The 19,901-nt window shown below is 44.7% G+C and carries 20 protein-coding genes and 1 riboswitch; of the genes, 8 read left to right on the top strand and 12 right to left on the bottom strand.

Annotated elements, in window-relative coordinates; all coding sequences use genetic code 11:
* Positions 1–112: 112 nt before the first annotated feature.
* Both NYE72_RS07385 and NYE72_RS07380 read right to left on the bottom strand, forming a co-directional pair.
* Complete coding sequence (locus NYE72_RS07385; RefSeq protein WP_036675721.1) at positions 113–427, bottom strand: multidrug efflux SMR transporter; 315 nt, start codon at positions 425–427, stop codon at positions 113–115.
* Complete coding sequence (locus NYE72_RS07380; RefSeq protein ID WP_036675723.1) at positions 428–790, bottom strand: multidrug efflux SMR transporter; 363 nt, start codon at positions 788–790, stop codon at positions 428–430.
* Positions 791–874: 84 nt separating this feature from the next.
* A riboswitch (guanidine-I (ykkC/yxkD leader) is annotated at positions 875–982 on the bottom strand.
* A gap of 148 nt (positions 983–1,130) precedes the next feature.
* On the opposite strand from NYE72_RS07380, the gene NYE72_RS07375 reads away from it, so the two are divergent.
* Positions 1,131–2,069 (top strand): MBL fold metallo-hydrolase, encoded by a 939-nt coding sequence (locus NYE72_RS07375; protein ID WP_038569457.1) that lies wholly within the window; start codon positions 1,131–1,133, stop codon positions 2,067–2,069.
* A 28-nt stretch (positions 2,070–2,097) separates the two neighbouring features.
* The gene (locus NYE72_RS07370) at positions 2,098–2,418 is read left to right on the top strand and encodes a hypothetical protein (protein WP_339211634.1); all 321 of its coding nucleotides are present in this window, start codon (positions 2,098–2,100) and stop codon (positions 2,416–2,418) included.
* 50 nt (positions 2,419–2,468) lie between these two features.
* Here the strand turns inward: NYE72_RS07370 and NYE72_RS07365 are convergent, their stop codons facing one another.
* The 6 genes from NYE72_RS07365 to NYE72_RS07340 form a co-directional block, all read right to left on the bottom strand.
* Entirely contained in the window at positions 2,469–2,885 is a 417-nt protein-coding gene (locus tag NYE72_RS07365; protein ID WP_038569451.1) for an HIT family protein, read from the bottom strand.
* Between the two features lie 46 nt (positions 2,886–2,931).
* Positions 2,932–5,763, bottom strand: coding sequence for a glycoside hydrolase family 3 protein (locus tag NYE72_RS07360; RefSeq protein WP_094903247.1), 2,832 nt, complete (start codon positions 5,761–5,763; stop codon positions 2,932–2,934).
* A 160-nt stretch (positions 5,764–5,923) separates the two neighbouring features.
* On the bottom strand, positions 5,924–6,562 hold the full coding sequence (locus tag NYE72_RS07355) for a hypothetical protein (RefSeq protein ID WP_339211632.1): 639 nt from the start codon (positions 6,560–6,562) through the stop codon (positions 5,924–5,926).
* A gap of 51 nt (positions 6,563–6,613) precedes the next feature.
* Positions 6,614–7,291 carry a winged helix-turn-helix domain-containing protein gene (locus NYE72_RS07350; RefSeq protein ID WP_036675732.1) on the bottom strand — a complete coding sequence of 226 codons (678 nt, stop codon included), beginning with the start codon at positions 7,289–7,291 and terminating at the stop codon, positions 6,614–6,616.
* A 1,169-nt stretch (positions 7,292–8,460) separates the two neighbouring features.
* A complete protein-coding gene (locus tag NYE72_RS07345) occupies positions 8,461–8,880 on the bottom strand; it encodes a rhodanese-like domain-containing protein (protein WP_076098864.1) in 420 nt (139 codons plus the stop codon).
* A 4-nt stretch (positions 8,881–8,884) separates the two neighbouring features.
* On the bottom strand, positions 8,885–9,205 hold the full coding sequence (locus NYE72_RS07340; protein ID WP_038569431.1) for a rhodanese-like domain-containing protein: 321 nt from the start codon (positions 9,203–9,205) through the stop codon (positions 8,885–8,887).
* Between the two features lie 101 nt (positions 9,206–9,306).
* Between NYE72_RS07340 and NYE72_RS07335 the strand changes: the two genes are divergently transcribed.
* The 6 genes from NYE72_RS07335 (at position 9,307) to NYE72_RS07310 (ending at position 15,840) form a co-directional block, all read left to right on the top strand.
* Positions 9,307–9,591 (top strand): metalloregulator ArsR/SmtB family transcription factor, encoded by a 285-nt coding sequence (locus tag NYE72_RS07335; RefSeq protein WP_339211629.1) that lies wholly within the window; start codon positions 9,307–9,309, stop codon positions 9,589–9,591.
* A gap of 6 nt (positions 9,592–9,597) precedes the next feature.
* On the top strand, positions 9,598–12,231 hold the full coding sequence (locus tag NYE72_RS07330) for a DsrE/DsrF/DrsH-like family protein (RefSeq protein WP_339211627.1): 2,634 nt from the start codon (positions 9,598–9,600) through the stop codon (positions 12,229–12,231).
* Between the two features lie 209 nt (positions 12,232–12,440).
* Positions 12,441–13,133 (top strand): response regulator transcription factor, encoded by a 693-nt coding sequence (locus NYE72_RS07325; protein ID WP_038569427.1) that lies wholly within the window; start codon positions 12,441–12,443, stop codon positions 13,131–13,133.
* A gap of 82 nt (positions 13,134–13,215) precedes the next feature.
* The gene (locus tag NYE72_RS07320) at positions 13,216–14,139 is read left to right on the top strand and encodes an ABC transporter ATP-binding protein (RefSeq protein ID WP_339211625.1); all 924 of its coding nucleotides are present in this window, start codon (positions 13,216–13,218) and stop codon (positions 14,137–14,139) included.
* Positions 14,132–14,893, top strand: a complete 762-nt coding sequence (locus NYE72_RS07315; protein WP_038569425.1) for an ABC transporter permease — start codon at positions 14,132–14,134, stop codon at positions 14,891–14,893. Before NYE72_RS07320 ends, NYE72_RS07315 begins: the two co-directional genes overlap by 8 nt.
* A 20-nt stretch (positions 14,894–14,913) precedes the next feature.
* Entirely contained in the window at positions 14,914–15,840 is a 927-nt protein-coding gene (locus NYE72_RS07310) for a HAMP domain-containing sensor histidine kinase (protein ID WP_256715473.1), read from the top strand.
* A gap of 6 nt (positions 15,841–15,846) precedes the next feature.
* Here NYE72_RS07310 and NYE72_RS07305 read toward each other — a convergent pair whose 3' ends face one another.
* From NYE72_RS07305 to NYE72_RS07290, 4 genes are all read right to left on the bottom strand, one after another.
* Entirely contained in the window at positions 15,847–16,647 is an 801-nt protein-coding gene (locus tag NYE72_RS07305; protein WP_036675745.1) for a histidinol-phosphatase HisJ family protein, read from the bottom strand.
* Between the two features lie 38 nt (positions 16,648–16,685).
* On the bottom strand, positions 16,686–17,540 hold the full coding sequence (locus NYE72_RS07300; protein WP_036675746.1) for a carbohydrate ABC transporter permease: 855 nt from the start codon (positions 17,538–17,540) through the stop codon (positions 16,686–16,688).
* Between the two features lie 14 nt (positions 17,541–17,554).
* The gene (locus NYE72_RS07295) at positions 17,555–18,457 is read right to left on the bottom strand and encodes a sugar ABC transporter permease (protein ID WP_036675748.1); all 903 of its coding nucleotides are present in this window, start codon (positions 18,455–18,457) and stop codon (positions 17,555–17,557) included.
* A 64-nt stretch (positions 18,458–18,521) separates the two neighbouring features.
* Entirely contained in the window at positions 18,522–19,901 is a 1,380-nt protein-coding gene (locus tag NYE72_RS07290) for a sugar ABC transporter substrate-binding protein (protein WP_339211622.1), read from the bottom strand.

Here is a 19,901-nt window from a genome sequence, read left to right as displayed (position 1 = left end):
ATTGTATACTTACTTTATACGACCTTTATGACCCTTTCGAAACATCTGAATCGTGTCTAATTTATAACTTATCTTTCCTTTAGGAGAGAAAAAGCAACAAATTGATTGCTAACTACGCTATCAACTTCAGCCCCACTGCGGCTCCCAGTATCATAAAAATACAGATAACCCGCCGCCAATCTTTGGCCTCTCCATATAAAAGCATCCCCAAAATCGCCCCACCAGATGCACCGATCCCCGTCCATACCGCATAAGCTGTACCCATAGGCAAACTTTTCATTGCAAATGATAGAAAAAGAAAACTTCCACCAAAACCAAGGAAGAGCAGCAAAAACGACTGCAGATTCCGGTGTTTATTCAACCTGTTGATCATAGCCACTCCGAACATTTCAAACAATCCAGCAACAACCAAAAATGCCCATGCCATTTAAGACTCCCCCTTTATTTCAGTTTCTTTGATATCTTTGGTTTCGTTAGTTACCATTTTCAGACCTATTACTCCTGCCAGCAAAATAACCACCAGTACCAGCTTCATTAGCTTGAAGGGTTCACCGAATAAAACCATGTCCGCAATGACTGTACCTGCTGTCCCCAGCCCAACAAATACAGAATATACGGTACCCACCGGTAATTTACTGCTTGCTGAAATAATGACATAGAAACTTATTATTATGGCTACAACTGTGATCAGCCACTCCCACACGCTTGAAGCATGCTTTAAACCTATGACCCACATGACTTCGAAAATCGCAGCGCCAACTACCTTCAGCCACTCTGAATTCTTTTTCATTTCAAGCCCTCCTTCAATTCACCATATCTTATGATTGCCCACGGACAAACAAATAAGCCCGGAAGGTCATCGCCAAATGGCGATACCTCCCGGGCTTTTATCCCTCCGTGTAGACACAAACTTAATGTTCGTGCGTTTTCCCTCGGACCAGACCAGCTGTGCACTCGCTGCGGAACCCTAGAAAACAAATAAATGATTAAGTTACATCGTATGGTAGCAAATCGGGCGTATAAAAGCAACCTTTTCTATTCCGAGAGTAATTAAATCATAGTATAAACTTCCATAAAATTATAAAATAGATATAAATTTCATTCGATTATCTAGGAAAAGAGGTTAATTTATGTTTCATTCCAGACATTTTAACTGCGTCCCTCTAGTGGAAGGCATTTATTGCCTTGAAGCGAAGGAGCAAGGCGGAGCCATGAGCAATGCCGGTTTGATAGATATGGGTGATTACACATTAATCTTTGATACATTCAACACTCCACAAGCTGGCAAAGATCTTAGGGATGCCGCTCTGTATTATTTTAATAAACCTATCAAATACGTCATCAACAGCCATTGGCATGGAGACCACGTTAGAGGGAACCAATTCTTCTCGGAAGAAGTAATCATATCCTCCAGTAGAACTAGAGAGCTCATGATAAAAACTCAACCCGACTGGCTAGCCCGAATGAAGAAACTGCTTCCTAATCTTGATGAGGATCTTAATAAGCTTAATACCTCTCTCGAGCTCGAACTGAACGCTTCCAAACAACGAGAGCTCCTTTCGCAAATAGGTTATTTACAAGAAATCAAAGAGTCTATACTAACGCTTGAAGTAACGCTTCCCCAACTAACTTATGACCGCAAAATGACCATACATGGCTCGGCTAGATCCGTTGAGCTCTTATCGGTGGGTGCTGCCCATACGGAATGCGATTCTATTCTATTTTCTCCTTCCGATTCTTTAGCTTTTGTTGGAGATATTGTCGCTGTTGATAATCATCCATTATTAGTAGACGGTAATCCCTTATCCCGGTTGGAGGCACTTACTTATGTCGAGCGCTTAGATGTGAACATAATTGTTCCCGGTCACGGGCCCGTTACTCAAAAACATTATCTACAGCAAATAAAACGATATATAAATGATATAATCCATATTAGCGAATCATTAATACACGAAGACATGAATGTGAATGTGAACCATATAGAAATTCCTGAGCCTTATCTGGGCTGGAATTATGGGAGTATTTTTTACAGAAATCTTGAGTTTTTGACGAAAGCAGCTAATAACTAATTTTTGGAGTTGAAGGGAGAGGTTCGTTATGGTTTTTGGGATACTATTTGTAGGTGTCGCTGTATTTATTATTATACAAGCCGTTATACGGAATGGCTCGAGCCCGAACAGAAGTACCTTTGATAGAAATAGGCAAAATGATGCCGCCAACATGTCTTTTATGGCTGCCAGTCATCCGGATCTGCTGGATCCAAACCACTCTAACCACCATCATCATCACCCTGGAGATCACTCGCATCACCACTCTGGACCTGACAGCGGGGGGCATAGCTGGGGTGGAGACGGCGGACATAGTGGCGGTGGAGACTTCGGTGGTGGTGGAGATGCTGGCGGGGGCGGTTGTGATTAGATGAAAAGAAACGAAAAGGACATCCCTGATCTTTCAGGAATGTCCTTTTTTTAATACTCATTTATGATACTGAGAATTTCAGCTTGAGTTTGGCTTAATAACTTTTCGGCACCGTGCGGATGGATTGGTTCGCTCCAAGCGAAGCCATCTCCTTCGTATCTAGGAATAAGATGCATATGATAGTGAGTCAGGTCGTTAAACTTCCCACCATTTTGGCAAATGCTGATGCCATCAGGTGCAAACAAAACCTTCAGGACAACTGATAGCTTCTTTGAAGCGTCCATAATCGCATACGATGTTTCTGAATCGATATCTTCGAGATCCCAATAATGCTTTTTAGGGAGAATTAAGAGATGTCCTTCGTTAAATGGAGCAATGTCGAGCACACAAGTTACAATTTCATTCTCGTATACTACGTTTACGTTAGGCTCAATCCCGTTAGCGATCCGACATCCTAAACAATCCATACAGGCACCTCTCCATCCAAAGAAATTAAGAGCGCTCTAGCTTATCTTATTGATTAAATTGAAAACGGCTAAGCAGTACCTCACCATTAAAGATGAGATAAACATCGGTAGTTCCAGATTCCACGGATACTTCACCAGTAAGTGTGTTCCACTGCTGCAACACGTCACCCGATGGTACAGTCACAGATCCAACCATTGTCCCTGCTGGGCTGCCCGTTCTAATCTCGAGGGTGCCACCTTTTGCAGAGGATACCAAGGCTTCAAAAGCTCCTGCCCCTTGCTCGAACAATACATCTTTAAAAGCGATCCAAGCGCCATCTTTTACTGGATGTATGGAAGCACCGCCTGCTTTGCACTCGTCCAGATATACGCCTTCGTAGTCATCGTAATTCTCTGCTTTGGTATTGATATACAGATTACGCGACGGAATAACGTCCCCTTGAACCGATAGTTGAGCGGATAATTGGATATCAGCAGATGAACGGCCGATCAGAACCATGTACTCTCCATTTTCCACGCAATATTGCTCACGGGTAACATCCCAGAATGCCAGATCGGCAACCGGCAACGTAAACTCTATGGTTTGCGATTGACCTGCGGTTAGGTTTACTTTTTCAAAACCCTTCAACTGTTTAATCGGACGTTTCACCCGGGAATTCAGAGCTTGCACATATAGCTGCACCACTTCGTCCCCATCAACAACGCCTGTATTCTCTACTTGAACGGAAATTTTAAACGTGTCATCCGCTTGCAGCTCCTTAGCACTTAGGCTTAGGTTGCTGTAGGAAACTTGGGCATAACTTAAGCCGTGTCCAAACGCATACAGTGGCTCTCCGTCAAAGTACATATATGTTCTTTTGCCTTTGATAATATCATAATCCATCAGCTCAGGCAGCTGTTCTACAGAACGGAACCAAGTCATGTTCAGCTTGCCGGAAGGACTGTAATCGCCGAAAAGAACTTCTGCCACCGCATTGCCCAGCTCTTGTCCACTGTGGGAGGTATACAATACAGCCGGGATGTTCTCGTCAATCCAAGTGGAAGTTATCGGGTAACTGCCGACAATGACTACAACTGTATTCGGGTTCGCTTCATAGACAGCTTTGACCAGTCGCTCTTGCTCCTCTGGAAGCACAATATCCGGTCTATCGATTTCTTCTTTTCCGTTAAGGAGTGGATGGTTGCCCACAAAAACCACAGCGATTTCCGCAGCCTTGGCAGCTTCTACTGCAGCCTCTATGCCGTTAGTTACGATGTTCTTTTTGAAAAGACGTGCTTCCGCATTAGCATCCTGATCTGCCACCTGCAGTGTTCCATCTTCCGGATTCACCGAGATCATTTTATCATTCCAGGTCCGCAAAGATACCGTATCTTCGCTTTCCGGAACGATGTTAATCGATTCTTTTACAAACCAGCCGTAAATTTCATCAGCAGATGCTGTGAGAGTCTCTGCTTCGCTTAAAGTTACATACTGACCGCGACTTGTCGCCTTCAGAGTATTGCTAGTCCAACCCCAGGCTGTATGTTGGAACAATTCTCCGTGCTCTGCTATGTCATGCTGTACAGCCAGTCTTCCGTCCTCACCTGTGATTCCAATGGCTTGGCCGTTTGCAGCTGAAGTAAGAATGATCTGATCTGCGCCACTCTCAAAAGTAATGTGTTTACCAGGCAGCTTTTTGCTAACACCCTGCAAAGGAGTCACTCCATAAGGTAATGTGCCAGAATACCAATCTCTAAAGGCTTCATCACCAAGCGGACCAATAATCGCCAATTTGCTCAGACTGCTTTTGTTCAATGGCAATGTGCCTTGTTCATTCTTCAACAATACTATAGATTGTTTCGCAGCTTCCAAAGAGAGTGCCGTATGTTTTTTGCTAAGAATAACGGAATCGTCGATTGCTGCGTACGGGTTACCTTCAACCGGATCGAACTCTCCCAAACGGAAACGAACTCTGAAAGTATTGGCAAGTGCACGATCCAAATCTTCCTCTGCTAAGAGGCCTTGGTCTAGCGCTTCGTGAAGAACCTTGATTGTCTCTGCGGTTTCTTCTGTTACGCTGTCAATTCCATTTTTGATAGATTCAGCCATCGATTGTGCAAAAGATTCATAATACTTGTGGTCCTTCACGATCCCAAAAAGATCGCCGGCATCGCTTACAATAAAGCCATCCATTTCCCATTCGCCTTTAACCACATCCATTACTGCCGGATGAAGAATAACAGGCACGCCATTCACCGAGTTATAAGCGGTCATCATGGACTGTGCGCCACCTTCTTGAAAAGCAGGCTTAAACGCTTCCAGATAATACTCCCGCATATTTCTCGGATCGATGCTCGCGGAGCAGTTCCCGCGTTCAATCTCATTATTGTTGCCGAGGAAATGCTTCAGCGTTGCTACCGCTTTCAAATAGACCGGGTGATCACCTTGGATTCCCTGCACTAGTGATGTGCTGAGTCGGCCGGTCAACTCTGGATCTTCACCGTAAGCTTCCTCAGTTCTTCCCCAACGTGGATCACGTTCCATATCCACCGTTGGCGCCCATAACGTCAGACCGTTCACCGTTGGATTCTTTTTATAAAAGGCTCTAGCTTCATCTCCGATGGCCGAACCAATTTCCTTCAGCAGCTCTGGATTCCAAGTACAAGCCAGTCCGCTTGGCTGAGGAAAAGAAGTCGCTTTTCCAAGCCAAGAAATCCCGTGCGCCGCTTCCGTACCATGCTTGTAGGCCCCAACACCCAAACGCTCTATGGCAGCTTGATACTGAGGCATCAGGCTTACTTTTTCATCAAGTGTTAGTCTGGAGATCAGATCCTGCACTCGCTCATTTAAAGGTAAATCAATCTGTTGAAATGGATATTTAGCTATATCTGTTCCCATCAAAATCGCTCCTTCGTCTCTTGTTGATAGCGGTTTCATTCATTCCCGAGGACAATCCTTCAAAAAAACTCCTATACGTCCTATCCATCTAATCATAGAAGATTCCCCTCCTCCGCAACACCTTAACAATCTAAATAGAAATCAGGTCATAATTAGAGATTTAGGGGGATGATGTGAGTACGTAGGTTTGCTCGTTATTCGCTCCATCTCCACAATCTACGGGATTTATACCGTTTATTTGCTCACTTCTCGCTGTACGCCCACAATCTACGGGATTTATACCGTTTATTTGCTCACTTCTCGCTGTACGCCCACAATCTACGGGATTTATACCGTTCATTTGCTCACTTCTCGCTCCACGCCCACAATCTACGGGATTTATACCGTTCATTTGCCCACTTCCCGCTGTAGGCCCACAATCTACGGGATTTATACCGTACATTTGGCCACTTCCCGCTCCACGCCCCCAATCTGCGGGATTTATACCGTTCATTTGCCCAATTCCCGCTCCACGCCTCCAATCTATGGGATTTATACCGTTCATTTGCTCACTTCTCGCTCCACGCCTCCAATCTACGGGATTTATACCGTTCATTTGCTCACTTCTCGCTCCATCTCCGCAATCTACGGGATTTATACCGTTTATTTGCTCACTTCTCGCTCCACGCCCACAATCTACGGGATTTATACCGTTTATTTGCCCAATTCCCGCTCCACGCCCACAATCTACGGGATTTATACCGTTCATTTGCTCACTTCTCGCTCCACGCCTCCAATCTACGGGATTTATACCGTTCATTTGCCCACTTCCCGCTGTAGGCCCACAATCTACGGGATTTATACCGTTTATTCACCACAGCTGAATATCGTTAAGTGAATGTACATATTCATAGCGACAAACCCTCCCACTCACCTGGGAAACTATCGGCTTAAACTTACCTTTCTCACAAAGCGACCTCATACATTTCCTAACTGTACGCAGATCAATGCCAAGCTCCCTCACCAAATCAACAGGCCGAATGTCCCCGTTCGAACGCACCGCAATTTGCAAAATATCACGCTCCAGTCGACTAAACGCCTCCTTCTCTTCTGTCCTCAAAGCGAGGTACGGCATCAGCAATGATCTCAACAAAAAAATAGTATTCTCAGGATTGGCTTCCAGATCATCATATGGTATCGCCACTACCCGATAACCCGCGATTTGTAGATAAGTCTCTCGATTCAATTCCTGCCGATAACGCGTCCGATCTGTGTTTTGCACATGTGGGCCGTAACCTTTTACCTCAAAAGCAAACTTAACCTGCCCAGGCTTCCACGCAAAATCAACAAAATAAGGCCATCCCCGCCAATCCAACACTTCATATTCAGGATGGAGATCATCAAAATGACCCATCATCGGCCACCAAACCTTCTCCGCAAACATTCGCTCACCATGCCCATGTCCCCGCTCCAATCTCCCCCGTCTTTCTCCCGTTCTTCGACTAATATGATCTTCCACCCACTTACGATGTTCTTCCGTAAATCCCATAACGTTCCCCTCCTCCTTGGCATAAAAAAATCCCGCACCCAATTATGGATGCGGGACGTGCTTCGTCCTATTACTCAAAAGTATAGTATTCGCCTTCTTATGCTGTCAATGACACTCTACATTCAACGTTAGCATCGAGCTAAATATACTTGCCTATTAAAAAATCACATTGGTTAGAGTATGTTGCATTAAAGTAATTTCAGCTACAGTTAGATCACTACAGTGAGTTCAGCTAGAATTGGATCACTACAGTGAGTTCAGCTAAATTTAGCTACAGTTAGATCACTACAGTTCAGTTAGTATTAGCTCAGCAAGAACAATCTCGGTTAAGTAAACTACTTTTGAGTTAGACGACTAGACTTAGCTCAATATAGTATGTTTTGTATAGTAAGTTCAGTTAAAGTAATCTCGGTTTGACTAAGTTTAGCTAGAATAATGTTATTCGCCCTCCCTTCTGAAATTACCCAAAATCGTTTCCCATTCTCCACTATTCACTGGCTATCGACCTGTGATTTTTCTATTTAATTGTATTTCATGCAACTATTTAACCCTTATCCCCCTAAAAGTCCATTTAGTTGTACTTTCTACAACTAAAAAAGGAGATATTAGGTAGTTAAGCGTAAATGATCAAATTTAGATGTACAAAGTGCAGTTAATTGTTACTTTTCCTAAAACTACTGAAGTTTAGCTGCACAAAATGCAATTAAAACTGAGTTCGAGTGAGGCTGGCTGGATTGCGTCTTAGTTACATCACTTAGCGCCCTAGCTACAACATCGACTTGGCTACATTGATTTAGCGATCTAGCCACAACATCGCGACTTAGCAACATTGACTTAGCGGCCTAGCCACAACATCGCGACTTAGCAACATTAATGTAGCAACCTACCTACAACATTGCGACTTAGCAACATTAATATTGCGACCTACCACAACATCGCGACTTAGCATCATTAATATAGCGACCTAGCCACAACATCACAACTTAGCACCATTAATATAGCGGCTCAACTAGAGTGACATATTGCTCCTCTTCACTGCTCTCCCTCACCTAGCAAATGTGCATGCCGAGCGCCTCGCCCATAGGCATCATAAGAGATCATTCCATCGACACCCTGACTTCGACACCCTAGCTTCAATCCGAGACGGGAAATCAATGATCATAAATCCATTATCCTTCACAACAACCTTTCACAGAAATGTCGGAGAGCGTTCTTTTGTTCCCTAACAAATCACCGTTTACCGCATATAACTTACGAAATCCCTGCTTATAAAGAATTCGCGCAGCTTTATTTCTATTGTAGTAGCTTCCTGCAAGAATTAAGACCGAATCGCCTGGAGATAGACAGTGCTGCCAGACATAGGGTAACCGCCCAAGCGATATATTTATCGAACCACGGATACTGTCCTTCTGGTAATCAACGGCATCCCTGACATCGAGCATTTTCATAGCCAGTGATTGATCTGCTAATTCGCGAACCTCACGGACTTCTATATAAGAAAGTGAACGAACAGGCCATGCATAACGTAAAAACCTCAAAATACTAAAGACAATTAAGATACTCAGTAGGATCCGTACCATCATGCTCATGCCATTACTCCCGTACCAAAAAATCATCCGTCCAAGCCCCTAATCCACCCGTCATGTTCACAACGTTATACCCCTTTTCACTCAGCAGCTCACAAGCCAGTCCACTACGGCCACCACTTAAGCACATCACAATTATCTCGCCATGAGAATCCAATTCATCTATGCGCATCAATAGCTGTCCAAGCGGAATATGCTTAGCACCCATTACATGTCCCTCCACCCATTCGGCTGGTTCGCGTATATCCAACATGGTAGGAGTCTCGCCATTCTTCAAGCGTTCCGCAACTTGCTGTGGGGTAATTTCCTTTGAAATTTTAAAAGACATCGAGCATCTCTCCTTCACCTTTATAAAAATAACTTGATTTCCATATCACTATATCATAATATTACGATATAAGGATATTGTAAAGCGAGGTGTTCGTTACCATGGACAAAAATTTTAAAGCTTATAACCAAACCGCCGAAACCTTAAAGGCTATAGCTCATCCCGTGCGCTTGTGCATCATCAAAGGACTTCTGGAAAAGGGCAGCTGCAACGTGAGCTTCATGCAGGACTGTCTCGACCTTCCCCAATCTACGGTGTCCCAGCATTTACAGAAGCTTAGATCACTAGGCATCGTTGAAACCGAACGTAATGGGCTGGAAATTAACTATTCTGTTAAAGACGAAAAAATCAAACATCTGATTCATTTATTTTTAGGGGAGGAATAAGTCATCATGAGTAAAAAAGTATTGATTGTTGGTGGAGTTGCAGGAGGCGCATCAGCAGCAGCACGACTTCGGAGATTAGATGAAGATGTGCATATTGTAATGTTTGAGCGTGATCCGTACATTTCTTTTGCCAATTGCGGACTTCCTTATTATATCGGGGGTTCCATTCAGGACCGCTCCAAGCTGCTAGTGCAGACACCGGAGGCGATGCATAAACGTTTTAACATCGATGTCCGGATTCAAAGTGAAGTAGTGTCTATCGACCCCGTGAACAAAAAAGTGCGAGTAGAAAGTATAGAAAAAGGCTCCTATGAAGAGAGTTATGATGCGCTTATTTTATCGCCAGGTGCTAAACCGATTCGTCCGAATTTGCTTGGTATCGAGAGTTCCAAAATACACATGTTGCGTAACATTCCCGACACTGACAAAGTCAAAGCTAAAGTCGCTGCGGAAAGCACACGTTCGGCCGTGGTGATCGGTGGTGGATTTATCGGTGTGGAAATGGCTGAGAATCTTAGAGAAGCTGGTCTGGAAGTTTCCTTAATTGAAGCAGGACCACAAATATTAGCTCCGTTCGATACTGAAATGTCTTCTATTTTGGCAAAAGAACTTGACGACCATGGCGTTAATCTTATTTTTTCCGATATGGTCCAAGGGTTTGCTGAGGTGGGAGAACAAATACAGGTGCAATTAGCAAGTGGCACTGTACTGCAAAGTGATATGGTTCTGCTGGCTATCGGCGTTTCTCCGGATACCTCTTTCCTGAAGGACAGTGGCTTAGAATTCGGTCCCCGTGGCCATATTGTAGTCAATGAGCGGATGGAGACAAATCTGGATCAAGTGTACGCTGTAGGTGACGCGGTTGAGGTGGTTGATTTCGTAAACGGAACAAAAACTGCCATTCCACTAGCTGGTCCTGCCAATAAGCAAGGGCGCATTGCTGCGGACAACGTCAGTGGTCTCGGCACAACTTACAAAGGATCACAAGGGACTTCTATTATTAAGGTTTTTGGAGTCACAGGTGCTTCTACTGGAAATAACGAAAAAACACTACAACGTTTGGGTCTGCCGTATCACGTGATTTATATACATCCAAGCTCACACGCAACCTATTATCCGGGGGCAACTCCGATATCTATGAAGCTGATTTTTGATCCAAAAGGTACGGTGCTAGGAGCACAAGCTGTGGGTTACAGCGGTGTAGATAAACGTATCGACGATATCGCTACAGTTATTCGTTTTAGAGGTACGGTCACTGATTTGACGGAGTTGGAGCTATCTTATGCCCCTCCTTATTCTTCCGCAAAAGATCCGGTGAACATGGCCGGCTTTGCCGCTGAAAATATTTTGCAAGGTTTGACTACGGTATTCGTCCCTAAGGATTTAGAGGGTCGTGACAAAAACAACACCATTTTAGTTGACGTACGTTCGGAAATCGAACATGCCAACGGTCATATTGAAGGGTCCATTAATATCCCTGTGGATGATCTGCGTGGTCGGCTAAACGAGCTTGACCCTAGTAAAGAAATTTGGGTGTATTGCCAAGTTGGACTCAGAGGCTACACCGCTTCCCGGATTTTGCAGCAAAAAGGTTACCGTGTGAAAAATCTGACTGGGGGGTATAAAACCTATCAGATGAGCCAATTTACGCCTAAAAAAAAAGATAACTTGACGCCAAACGTTGATACAGCCGTAGCCAGTAAAGAAATCGCAGCAACGGGAGCAATGACGGAGCCTGGGACTGGGACTGGGACTGGGACTGGGACTGGGACTGGGACTGGGACAGAGACTGGGACTGGCACAGTTACACCAACCGTCAATGCTACAGCTTTCACAGCTAACTCCAGCACAATAGGTGCCCCTTCATCCAAAATAGAAACGGAACTAGCACCTGATTCCGTGCTTGATGCCTGCGGACTGTGCTGCCCAGGGCCGCTGATCCAAGTTAAAATGAGTATGGACCCGCTCTTGGACGGCCAAGTCCTGAAGGTAACTGCTTCCGATCCCGGATTTTATGAGGATATCAAGGCTTGGGCTCGTATGTCCAACCATACGCTTTTGCAGCTAACAAAGCTGCCTACTGGTATGATCGAAGCTTATCTGCGCAAAGGAGTTATCGAGGCTTCAGCATCAGCACCAACCGGAGCAGGCGAACAAGTAATTCAAACTAGCAACGCAAGCACAATGGTTGTTTTTAGCGGGGATTTGGATAAAGCGATCGCTTCCTTCATCATTGCCAACGGAGCAGCATCCAGCGGCAAAAAAGTCACGATGTTCTTTACCTTCTGGGGCCTCAATATTATCCGCAAGGATGAGAAGGTGCATGTGAACAAGAACTTCATCGGTAAAATGTTCGGTGCCATGATGCCACGCGGCAGCCGGAAGCTGACGCTTTCAAATATGAACATGATGGGCATGGGTTCGAAGATGATCCGCTCTCTAATGAAGAGCAAAAATATCTCTTCCTTGGAAGAATTGATTCAGATGGCTATCGACCAAGGTGTGGAAATCGTCGCCTGCCAAATGTCCATGGATCTTATGGGCATCACTCGTGAAGAACTGATTGACGGTGTCGGAATCGGCGGCGTTGGTTATTACCTCGGCCAAGCCGATCAGTCGGGTCATAATCTATTTATCTAAATACCTTAACATAGCAAAGAGACTCCTCTATTTAAATAGAAGAGTCTCTTTTTTATATAAAAATGAACTCACGAGAATCGGTGATATAGATTTGAATAACCAAAATGCAGAAATTGGCTGGATCTGGATACAGAATCTAAAACCTGCTATCCTATTTAATAGGCATTCATCCGAATAACGACCTATTTTAGGTGGAAAAAGGAGATTAAATGAATAACCCGATACATATTCTTGTTGCTGAGGACGACAGCGACATCAACCGATTGCTGTGCAACATTATTAAGAAAAGCGGCTACATTCCCCAACCCGCTTACTCGGGAACGGAGGCACTTCTCTATCTGGAGCAACGTCAATGGAGCATGCTGCTACTGGATCTGATGCTGCCTGGCATGTCGGGAGAGGAACTACTTGAGAGGATTGCCGGGCGGGACGATATGTCGGTAATTATCATTTCCGCCAAGGGTGAGCCCCAGACCAAGGTGTCTGCCCTACGGGCGGGGGCGGATGATTTCATTACAAAACCCTTCGATGTTGAAGAAGTCTCTGCACGGATCGATTCTCATCTACGTTTGTATTCGCGGATTGCGCAATCGGCTTTGCCTAACGTGCTCCAGCATCAGGGCCTTGTACTTCATCGAGATGCGATGTCGGTTACGGCAAATGGTGCGGAACTGACGCTCACAGCTCTAGAGTTTGAGATTCTCTCGTTACTTTTGTCGGCCCCAAAAAAGGTGTTTACGAAAGCGAATTTGTATGAAAGAGTCTGGCACGAGCCATATTTTGGGGACGACAATACGGTCAATGTCCACATGAGCAATTTGCGCAGCAAGCTAACCAAGGCCGCACCAGGAAGCGAATTTATCGAGACGGTATGGGGCATAGGTTATCGGCTCAAGCCTTAAGACATTCTTAAGATTTGGCTTTAGCTCTTCTTATGTTTTCAATTCTATACTTGGTCTATCACGAAAAGGAGGCCAAGACGAGATGTACGAGTATGTATTAAAAACAAATCAACTATCCAAAAAGTTCAAGGGCCATACGGTGCTGGACAAAGTCAATTTGTCAATCCGTAAAGGCTCTATTTATGGTTTTATTGGGCAAAACGGAGCTGGAAAATCAACATTAATCCGGATTGTGACCGGACTTGCTTTTCCGACTCAGGGGACGATCGAGCTGTTCGGAGCCAGTGAAGAGCAGGCCTTGATCCAGGCTCGTAAGCGAATCGGCTCGATTATCGAGAGCCCCGCTTTGTTCCCCCATATGACTGCAAGCGAAAATTTAGAAGCAAACCGGATTCTACGCGGTATTCCCGGCAAAGATTGCGTTCCTAGAATGCTAGAACAAGTTGGACTGCAGGGCGCCGGCAAGAAGAAAGCCAAAAATTTCTCACTTGGAATGAAGCAGCGGTTAGGTCTTGCCATCGCCTTGCTGGGAGATCCAGAATTTCTGATTCTGGACGAGCCGACCAATGGGTTGGATCCGATGGGTGTCGTCGAAATGCGCGAACTGCTCAAGCGACTAAACCGTGAGCTTGGCATTACGATAATGATCTCAAGTCATATTCTAAGTGAGCTGCATTTAATGGCAAGTCATTATGGCATTATTCATCGCGGTCAGTTGCTTGAACAACTCACTGCGGAGGAATTAAACGAGAAATGTCAGCAGTATTTGTTTATCAAAGTGGATGATCCCGGCAAGGCAACAGCCGTCATTCAGAACGAGCTGGGTACGGCCGATTTCGAAGTGATGCAGGATGGAACCATCAAGTTGTATAGCCGCATTGAGCAGCCAGGCAAAGTATCAACAGCGTTATTCTCTGCCGGCCTCGAGATCGAGAAGTTTATGCCTATGGGTGAAGACTTGGAAAGTTATTTTACGAAGCGAATTGGGGGGAATCCAAATGTATAATCTGATCAGAGTTGAGTTTTTCAAGCTCCGTAAGAATAGATCATTTTGGACTTTTCTATTGGCACTTTCCGTCCTCTCACTTGCTTACCCATTGCTATATTATTTTGATCATCGGTCCAATGGGGAACCTCAGATCACCGGTGCTGAATTTCTGACTACCTTTATTTCAAGCAATGCCTACATTATTAAATTCGGCGTAGCCATTCTGGCTGGATTCTTTATCTCTAACGAATATTCCACAGGGGTCATGAAGACGATCGCATCTTCGGGCAACACCAGAGGCCGGCTGTTCGCGGCAAAACTAATCGTATTCGCAGTTGGGGCCATGGCGATTTCGCTCGTCTTTCCTATTGTCAGCACAGTCGAAGTCACGCTGCTTTCGGGCTTCGGTCATCTGCCGGAAGGAAGCACTACACTTTTTATACCGCGAGCCCTCGGGCTAACCCTGTTGTACACAGCTGGTTACGCAGCCATCGGGGCGCTGTTCACCGTAATCCTAACCGACAGCGGCAAAACTATCGGCTTCTCAATGATTTTCTTCCTTATGATTGATACGGTTTTGGCTAGTATAGGTTCAAAGATCTCTTTCTTTAGTAATTTGTATGATTATTCCATCTTCAAACTGGTGAGCGATATCGGTAAGCCCAGTATCGACAGTGGAGATTGGCCAGCGCTTTTACTTGTACCGTTGTTGACAATAGCCGTTTCCGGGGTACTCGGTATTCTCGTATTCCACCGAAAAGAAATCAAATAACAAATAGGAGGTGCAGGAGAGTGTTGCTTATTCTGACAATCATATTGTTTGCGGCAGGAGCTCTCCTGCTTTTCCGTTTGTTGATGCTAAGGCGAGAGCTAGGGCGGATAACAGGGCAATTGCATACCTACAATGAGCGAGCAACCGGTAAAAAAATTGATGTGGCTCTATTCGACCAGAAGCTTGAGGCGCTTGCGGGACAAATCAATCGTCAATCTGATTTAATCGTCGAAGCGGATGCCCAGCGAAAACGTGTCGAACAAGAATTCCGTCAGGCTGTTGCGAATATTTCACATGATATCCGTACACCCCTCACCTCCATCTTCGGTTATATTCAACTGTTGGAGGATGAGTCTATTACCCCTGATGAAAAGCTTGAATATGTTGCCATCGTTAAAAATCGGACGAAACGGCTGCAGGCGCTGCTGAATGATTTTTTTGAGCTTTCCTTGATCGAATCGCTAGATTATCCTCTACATACCGAAAAGCTTGGGATGACGGCCCTGCTCTCGGAAATTCTGGTCGGATTTTACGATTCCTTCAACGAACGCAATATTACACCGGATATACGGCTACCTGAGGAAAATGTACCCGTATACGCCGATGAATCCGCTGTGCGGAGAGTTGTCGAGAATTTACTTGTCAATACGGTCAAACACGCGACCGGGTATGTGGAAATCCGTTTCGAACGACGGCAGGAAACAGCTGATTTAACGATAGTAAACGATGCGAAGGAACTAGCCGGAAGCGACGTTAACCTCTTATTTGACCGATTCTATACCGCAGACCGTACCCGATCTTCTCAAGCCTCCGGGCTGGGTCTCTCCATCGCCAAAAGTCTGATGAATAAAATGGGTGGCACGCTGACAGCCGAACTGGAGGATGATCAGCTGATAATGACCTGCCGTTGGAAACTAGGTGATGCCGGCATTAGCTTGGCTACTTAATTCATTTTATATTTGGTCTAGACTAACCATTGTTCTAACCCGTTTATGGAATGTAGCCCATTCCCGATAGCCAATGGCCTGCAGGTTTTTCCGGACTTCTTCGAACTGATCTCCCACCCGTTCGGGTTCATGTGCATCTGATCCAATCGTGACCTTCACACCATGAAACAGAGCTCTTTCTAGAAAAGCCGTATCTGGGACACAGTTATCGTCAGAAGTATTAATTTCGAGAACTACGTCACTTGCTGCAACGGTTTGCAGGGTGAAATCCAGCGCTTCTGTCCACAAGCCGGAATAACCGGGAAAATACCGCTTTAAAGCATCCACATGGCCTAGTATGTCGTATAAGCCACTTTTAGCCGATTGAGAGACATAATCATAATACAGATTTTTGGTCGCAAGTTTCCCCGCCTGATCCAATCCGTCCCAGTATTCTCCATCGTAAATGCTGATTCCGCCGAAATTATGAATCGAACCAATCACATAATCAAAGGGATAACTGGCGATGACACTACGATATATATCCAGGGAATCAGGCAAAAAGTCCGCTTCAATCCCCAGCATTACATCAATCTGTCCCGCAAATTCTTTTTTTAAAGCTAGAACCTCATCCACGTATGCAGGAAATTCACTCTTCGCCATAGCTCCTCCGGGCCAGGGCAGGTCTTCCTCCAGCGCAAATGCAGGAGTATGATCTGAGATTCCAATAACCTGTAATCCCTTTTCAATGGCTGCAATTACATAATCTCTTACTGTTCCTGTTGCGTGCCCGCAACGATTATGATGTGTATGATAATCAAACTTCATAAGTTCCCTCCAGGTAATAAACTTTTTTATGATTCGCGTTAACCTTTCGATCCAGAAATAACAATTCCTTGAATAAATACTTTTTGAGCAAAAAAGAACAATAACAGCAACGGAAAGACGGTTACCACAGATGCTGCCATCAACAGATTCCATGGTGTTTGTCCATATGCGGCTGTGAAATTTGCTAATCCTAGTGAAAGAGGATATTGACTGCTTTCACTTAAATAAATAAGTGGACCAAATAAATCATTCCAACGGGACATGATTTCTAGAACAGCCGATGTAGCGAGTGCCGGTGCCGACAAGGGCAGGAGAATTCTCCAATACATGACCAGATGTCCTCCACCATCTATCTTAACTGCCTCATCCATTTCCCTAGAGATCCCAAGATAGAATTGGCGTAGCAAAAAGATAACAAATGCACTGCCTGTAAATGCCGGAACGATAAGCGGCAAATAAGAATTTGTCCAATGAATTTGATTAAATAACAAATATTGAGGAATCAAAGTCACTTGTGACGGGATCATCATTGTGCTGAGTACAAGCACAAACAGAAGCATATTTCCACGGGCACGCAGACGAGCGAACGCAAACGCAGCCATAGAGGAGGCAAGCACAGTCCCAAATACTGAGATACATGTGTAGCCTACCGAATTCAATAAATATCGCCCCATTGGAGCATCTATGAAAATTTGCTTATAATTACTCCATTGAATAGAGGATGGCAGCCATATCATCGGGACTTTATGAATGTCGCCCATGGTTTTTAGCGAGGTGACCAACATCCAGAATAACGGGAATGCGAAAAGAATAACGCCGCCATAAAGGATTAGATATAACAGTATCTTCTGAATGGGCTTCAGCTTGCCGTGTAAAAAACTTCGCTGTCTCATGATGTGAATCCCTCCTATCTTTTAGAGTCATATTCATAGTGGACAAACCGCTTCGAACTCCACATGAATACAAGAGTCAGTGTAAAAAGGATGATAAATAGAATCCAGGCCTGAGCAGAGGCATAACCCATCCGAAATTGTTTAAAGGCTGTATCAAACAAGTAGTATACATAGAAATATGAACTCCAGTCCGGTCCGCCTTTCGTAATGACGTAGGATTCAGTAAATACTTGCAGGGAAGCGATCATTGCAATAATCGTATTGAACAAAACCACCGGCGAAATGAGCGGAAGTGTAATTTTGTAGAACTTTTTCCACACACCTGCTCCTTCGATTGACGCCGCTTCATATAGATCACTCGGAAGAGATTGCAAGGAAGCTAGGAATATCACCATGGTTGAACCTGACGCCGTTAACTGCATCAGAACCATAGATGGGACGACCGTCCCCGGGCTCGTGAACCAGCCTGGACCTTCCACACCAAACCAGTCATAGAGTAAGGAATTGACTACCCCGAAGGTCGGGTTAAGCAGCCAAGACCACAGGAAAGACACAGCCACCCCGGAAATAACACTTGGCGCATAATACAGCGTACGAAGTAATGACTGTCCTCGAACCTTCTGATTCAGCAGCAGGGCAATCACCAACGAAGATACAATGGTAAAGGGTACGGACAATAAGGAATAATAGATGGTGACAGATAACGATTTGTAGAACAGCCTATCCTGAAATAACAGCCTGAAATTATCAAACCCTATAAATTCAGGAGACGAAATTACATTGTATTCGGAGAAACTTAACATTAGCGACACGATGATCGGTCCGCCAGTAAACAATATGAAACCGATAAACCACGGCATAATAAACATCCAGAAGGCGCGTTCCTCCCGCTTACTCTCAGTTGCCATTCGCTTCATGAATCATCCTCCTTACGCGGCCGGCTAGTCTGCGATTAGCGGCCGCTTATCCTTCCAGTTCTAGTTAATCCAGTTTGAGTGAACGGAGGTTCTGATCCACTTCCTTCAGTCCATCTTTCAAATCTTTACTTCCATTCCATACAGAAGACATGGTCTGGTTCATGGTTTCTAGAATCGTATTGAACTTTACGATCAGATGATTTTCAGCTTCACGTCCATACTTAATAGCACCCTCATGGACTTGTTTGAATTCCGCTTTATCCATCCCAATCTGCGAGGATATTTTTTCGTACCACAGTTCAAACAAGCTGCTGTCCGCTGGCGTTCTACCGACATCATTCATATAGCGATAGGCGCCTCCATCGGTTTTGGGATCGGCCAGATATCTGACAAATTCCCAGGCTTCATCCGGATGTTTACTTGAGTTTGAGATGCTCCATGGGTCCACAAAAAGTGTCACTTTGCGGCCATCATGGTAGGGAACAGCTGCGACACCCCAGCGAAAGTCCGCTTTTTCATAAGAACCCAATCCCCAACCTCCATTAATGTACATGGCAACTTTCCCCGTCATGAACACATCTCCAAGCTGAGCCGCGGCAGACACAGTCTGTTGGTCCGGTGCAACCTTATACTTGTTAATTAAATCGAGGTTAAATTGTAACGCTTCAATATTTTTGTCATTAAGTAGATCCGGCTCCCCCATAACCCCTGAGGTATACGCTTCTGGCTTAAAAAAATCACCGCCAAATGACCAAGCCATAGCATTCGGACTAAGGCCGCTTGCAAATCCGAATACCTGCTTGCGCACATTACCTACATCATGAGAAAGCTTTTGAGCAATTTCTAACATTTTATCGTAGTTCCATGAAGTGTCATCCCAGTCCGTTGTTGGATAAGGAATACCCTGCTGATCGAATAAATCCTTATTGTAAAACAGATACGTCGCATTGCTGACAAGCGGAATTCCGAAAAATTTATCATCAATTTTATATACATCCAGCAAATCCTTATCCATCGTATCCAGCTCTGGAGCCCCTTTTTCAATGTAAGGCGTTAAGTCCTTCAGGGCACCCATCTTCATATAAGTAGCAAAGCCGCTGTCCGCCTGGTTCGGATTCCACACATCAGGAGCGTTGCCGCTTGAGATCATAGTGGTCAATTTCTGATCGAACTGATCATACGGAATATTCTCAAGATGAACTTTAATATTAGGATGAGTGGCTTCGAACGAAGCAATCGTCTCGTCTTGCCAAGCTTTTTTATCCGGATCTGCAGCCATCACCCAATTAATCTCTACTGTCTCTCCCTTATTACTCTGCACACCTGAAGGATCGATAGTAGATTCCTTATCACCAGATCCGGCACATGTCGACAATGACATTCCGAGAACTGCAACGGGTAGAAATGTAGAAAGAAGGTTCTTTTTTAAGAATTGAGATTTCAT

The organism is Paenibacillus sp. FSL L8-0333, assembly GCF_037965665.1.
In the GTDB taxonomy this organism is placed as follows: domain Bacteria; phylum Bacillota; class Bacilli; order Paenibacillales; family Paenibacillaceae; genus Paenibacillus_AQ; species Paenibacillus_AQ odorifer.
Note: the sequence above shows the minus strand (reverse complement) of the source record. Positions and strands in the feature narration are given on the sequence as shown.

Coding starts and splice junctions, on each gene's coding strand:
- NYE72_RS07385 (WP_036675721.1), bottom strand. CDS start 427: ATGGCATGGGCATTTTTGGTTGTTGCTGGATTGTTTGAAATGTTCGGA.
- NYE72_RS07380 (WP_036675723.1), bottom strand. CDS start 790: ATGAAAAAGAATTCAGAGTGGCTGAAGGTAGTTGGCGCTGCGATTTTC.
- NYE72_RS07375 (WP_038569457.1), top strand. CDS start 1,131: ATGTTTCATTCCAGACATTTTAACTGCGTCCCTCTAGTGGAAGGCATT.
- NYE72_RS07370 (WP_339211634.1), top strand. CDS start 2,098: ATGGTTTTTGGGATACTATTTGTAGGTGTCGCTGTATTTATTATTATA.
- NYE72_RS07365 (WP_038569451.1), bottom strand. CDS start 2,885: ATGGATTGTTTAGGATGTCGGATCGCTAACGGGATTGAGCCTAACGTA.
- NYE72_RS07360 (WP_094903247.1), bottom strand. CDS start 5,763: ATGGGAACAGATATAGCTAAATATCCATTTCAACAGATTGATTTACCT.
- NYE72_RS07355 (WP_339211632.1), bottom strand. CDS start 6,562: ATGAACGGTATAAATCCCGTAGATTGGAGGCGTGGAGCGAGAAGTGAG.
- NYE72_RS07350 (WP_036675732.1), bottom strand. CDS start 7,291: ATGGGATTTACGGAAGAACATCGTAAGTGGGTGGAAGATCATATTAGT.
- NYE72_RS07345 (WP_076098864.1), bottom strand. CDS start 8,880: ATGAGCATGATGGTACGGATCCTACTGAGTATCTTAATTGTCTTTAGT.
- NYE72_RS07340 (WP_038569431.1), bottom strand. CDS start 9,205: ATGTCTTTTAAAATTTCAAAGGAAATTACCCCACAGCAAGTTGCGGAA.
- NYE72_RS07335 (WP_339211629.1), top strand. CDS start 9,307: ATGGACAAAAATTTTAAAGCTTATAACCAAACCGCCGAAACCTTAAAG.
- NYE72_RS07330 (WP_339211627.1), top strand. CDS start 9,598: ATGAGTAAAAAAGTATTGATTGTTGGTGGAGTTGCAGGAGGCGCATCA.
- NYE72_RS07325 (WP_038569427.1), top strand. CDS start 12,441: ATGAATAACCCGATACATATTCTTGTTGCTGAGGACGACAGCGACATC.
- NYE72_RS07320 (WP_339211625.1), top strand. CDS start 13,216: ATGTACGAGTATGTATTAAAAACAAATCAACTATCCAAAAAGTTCAAG.
- NYE72_RS07315 (WP_038569425.1), top strand. CDS start 14,132: ATGTATAATCTGATCAGAGTTGAGTTTTTCAAGCTCCGTAAGAATAGA.
- NYE72_RS07305 (WP_036675745.1), bottom strand. CDS start 16,647: ATGAAGTTTGATTATCATACACATCATAATCGTTGCGGGCACGCAACA.
- NYE72_RS07300 (WP_036675746.1), bottom strand. CDS start 17,540: ATGAGACAGCGAAGTTTTTTACACGGCAAGCTGAAGCCCATTCAGAAG.
- NYE72_RS07295 (WP_036675748.1), bottom strand. CDS start 18,457: ATGAAGCGAATGGCAACTGAGAGTAAGCGGGAGGAACGCGCCTTCTGG.
- NYE72_RS07290 (WP_339211622.1), bottom strand. CDS start 19,901: ATGAAATCTCAATTCTTAAAAAAGAACCTTCTTTCTACATTTCTACCC.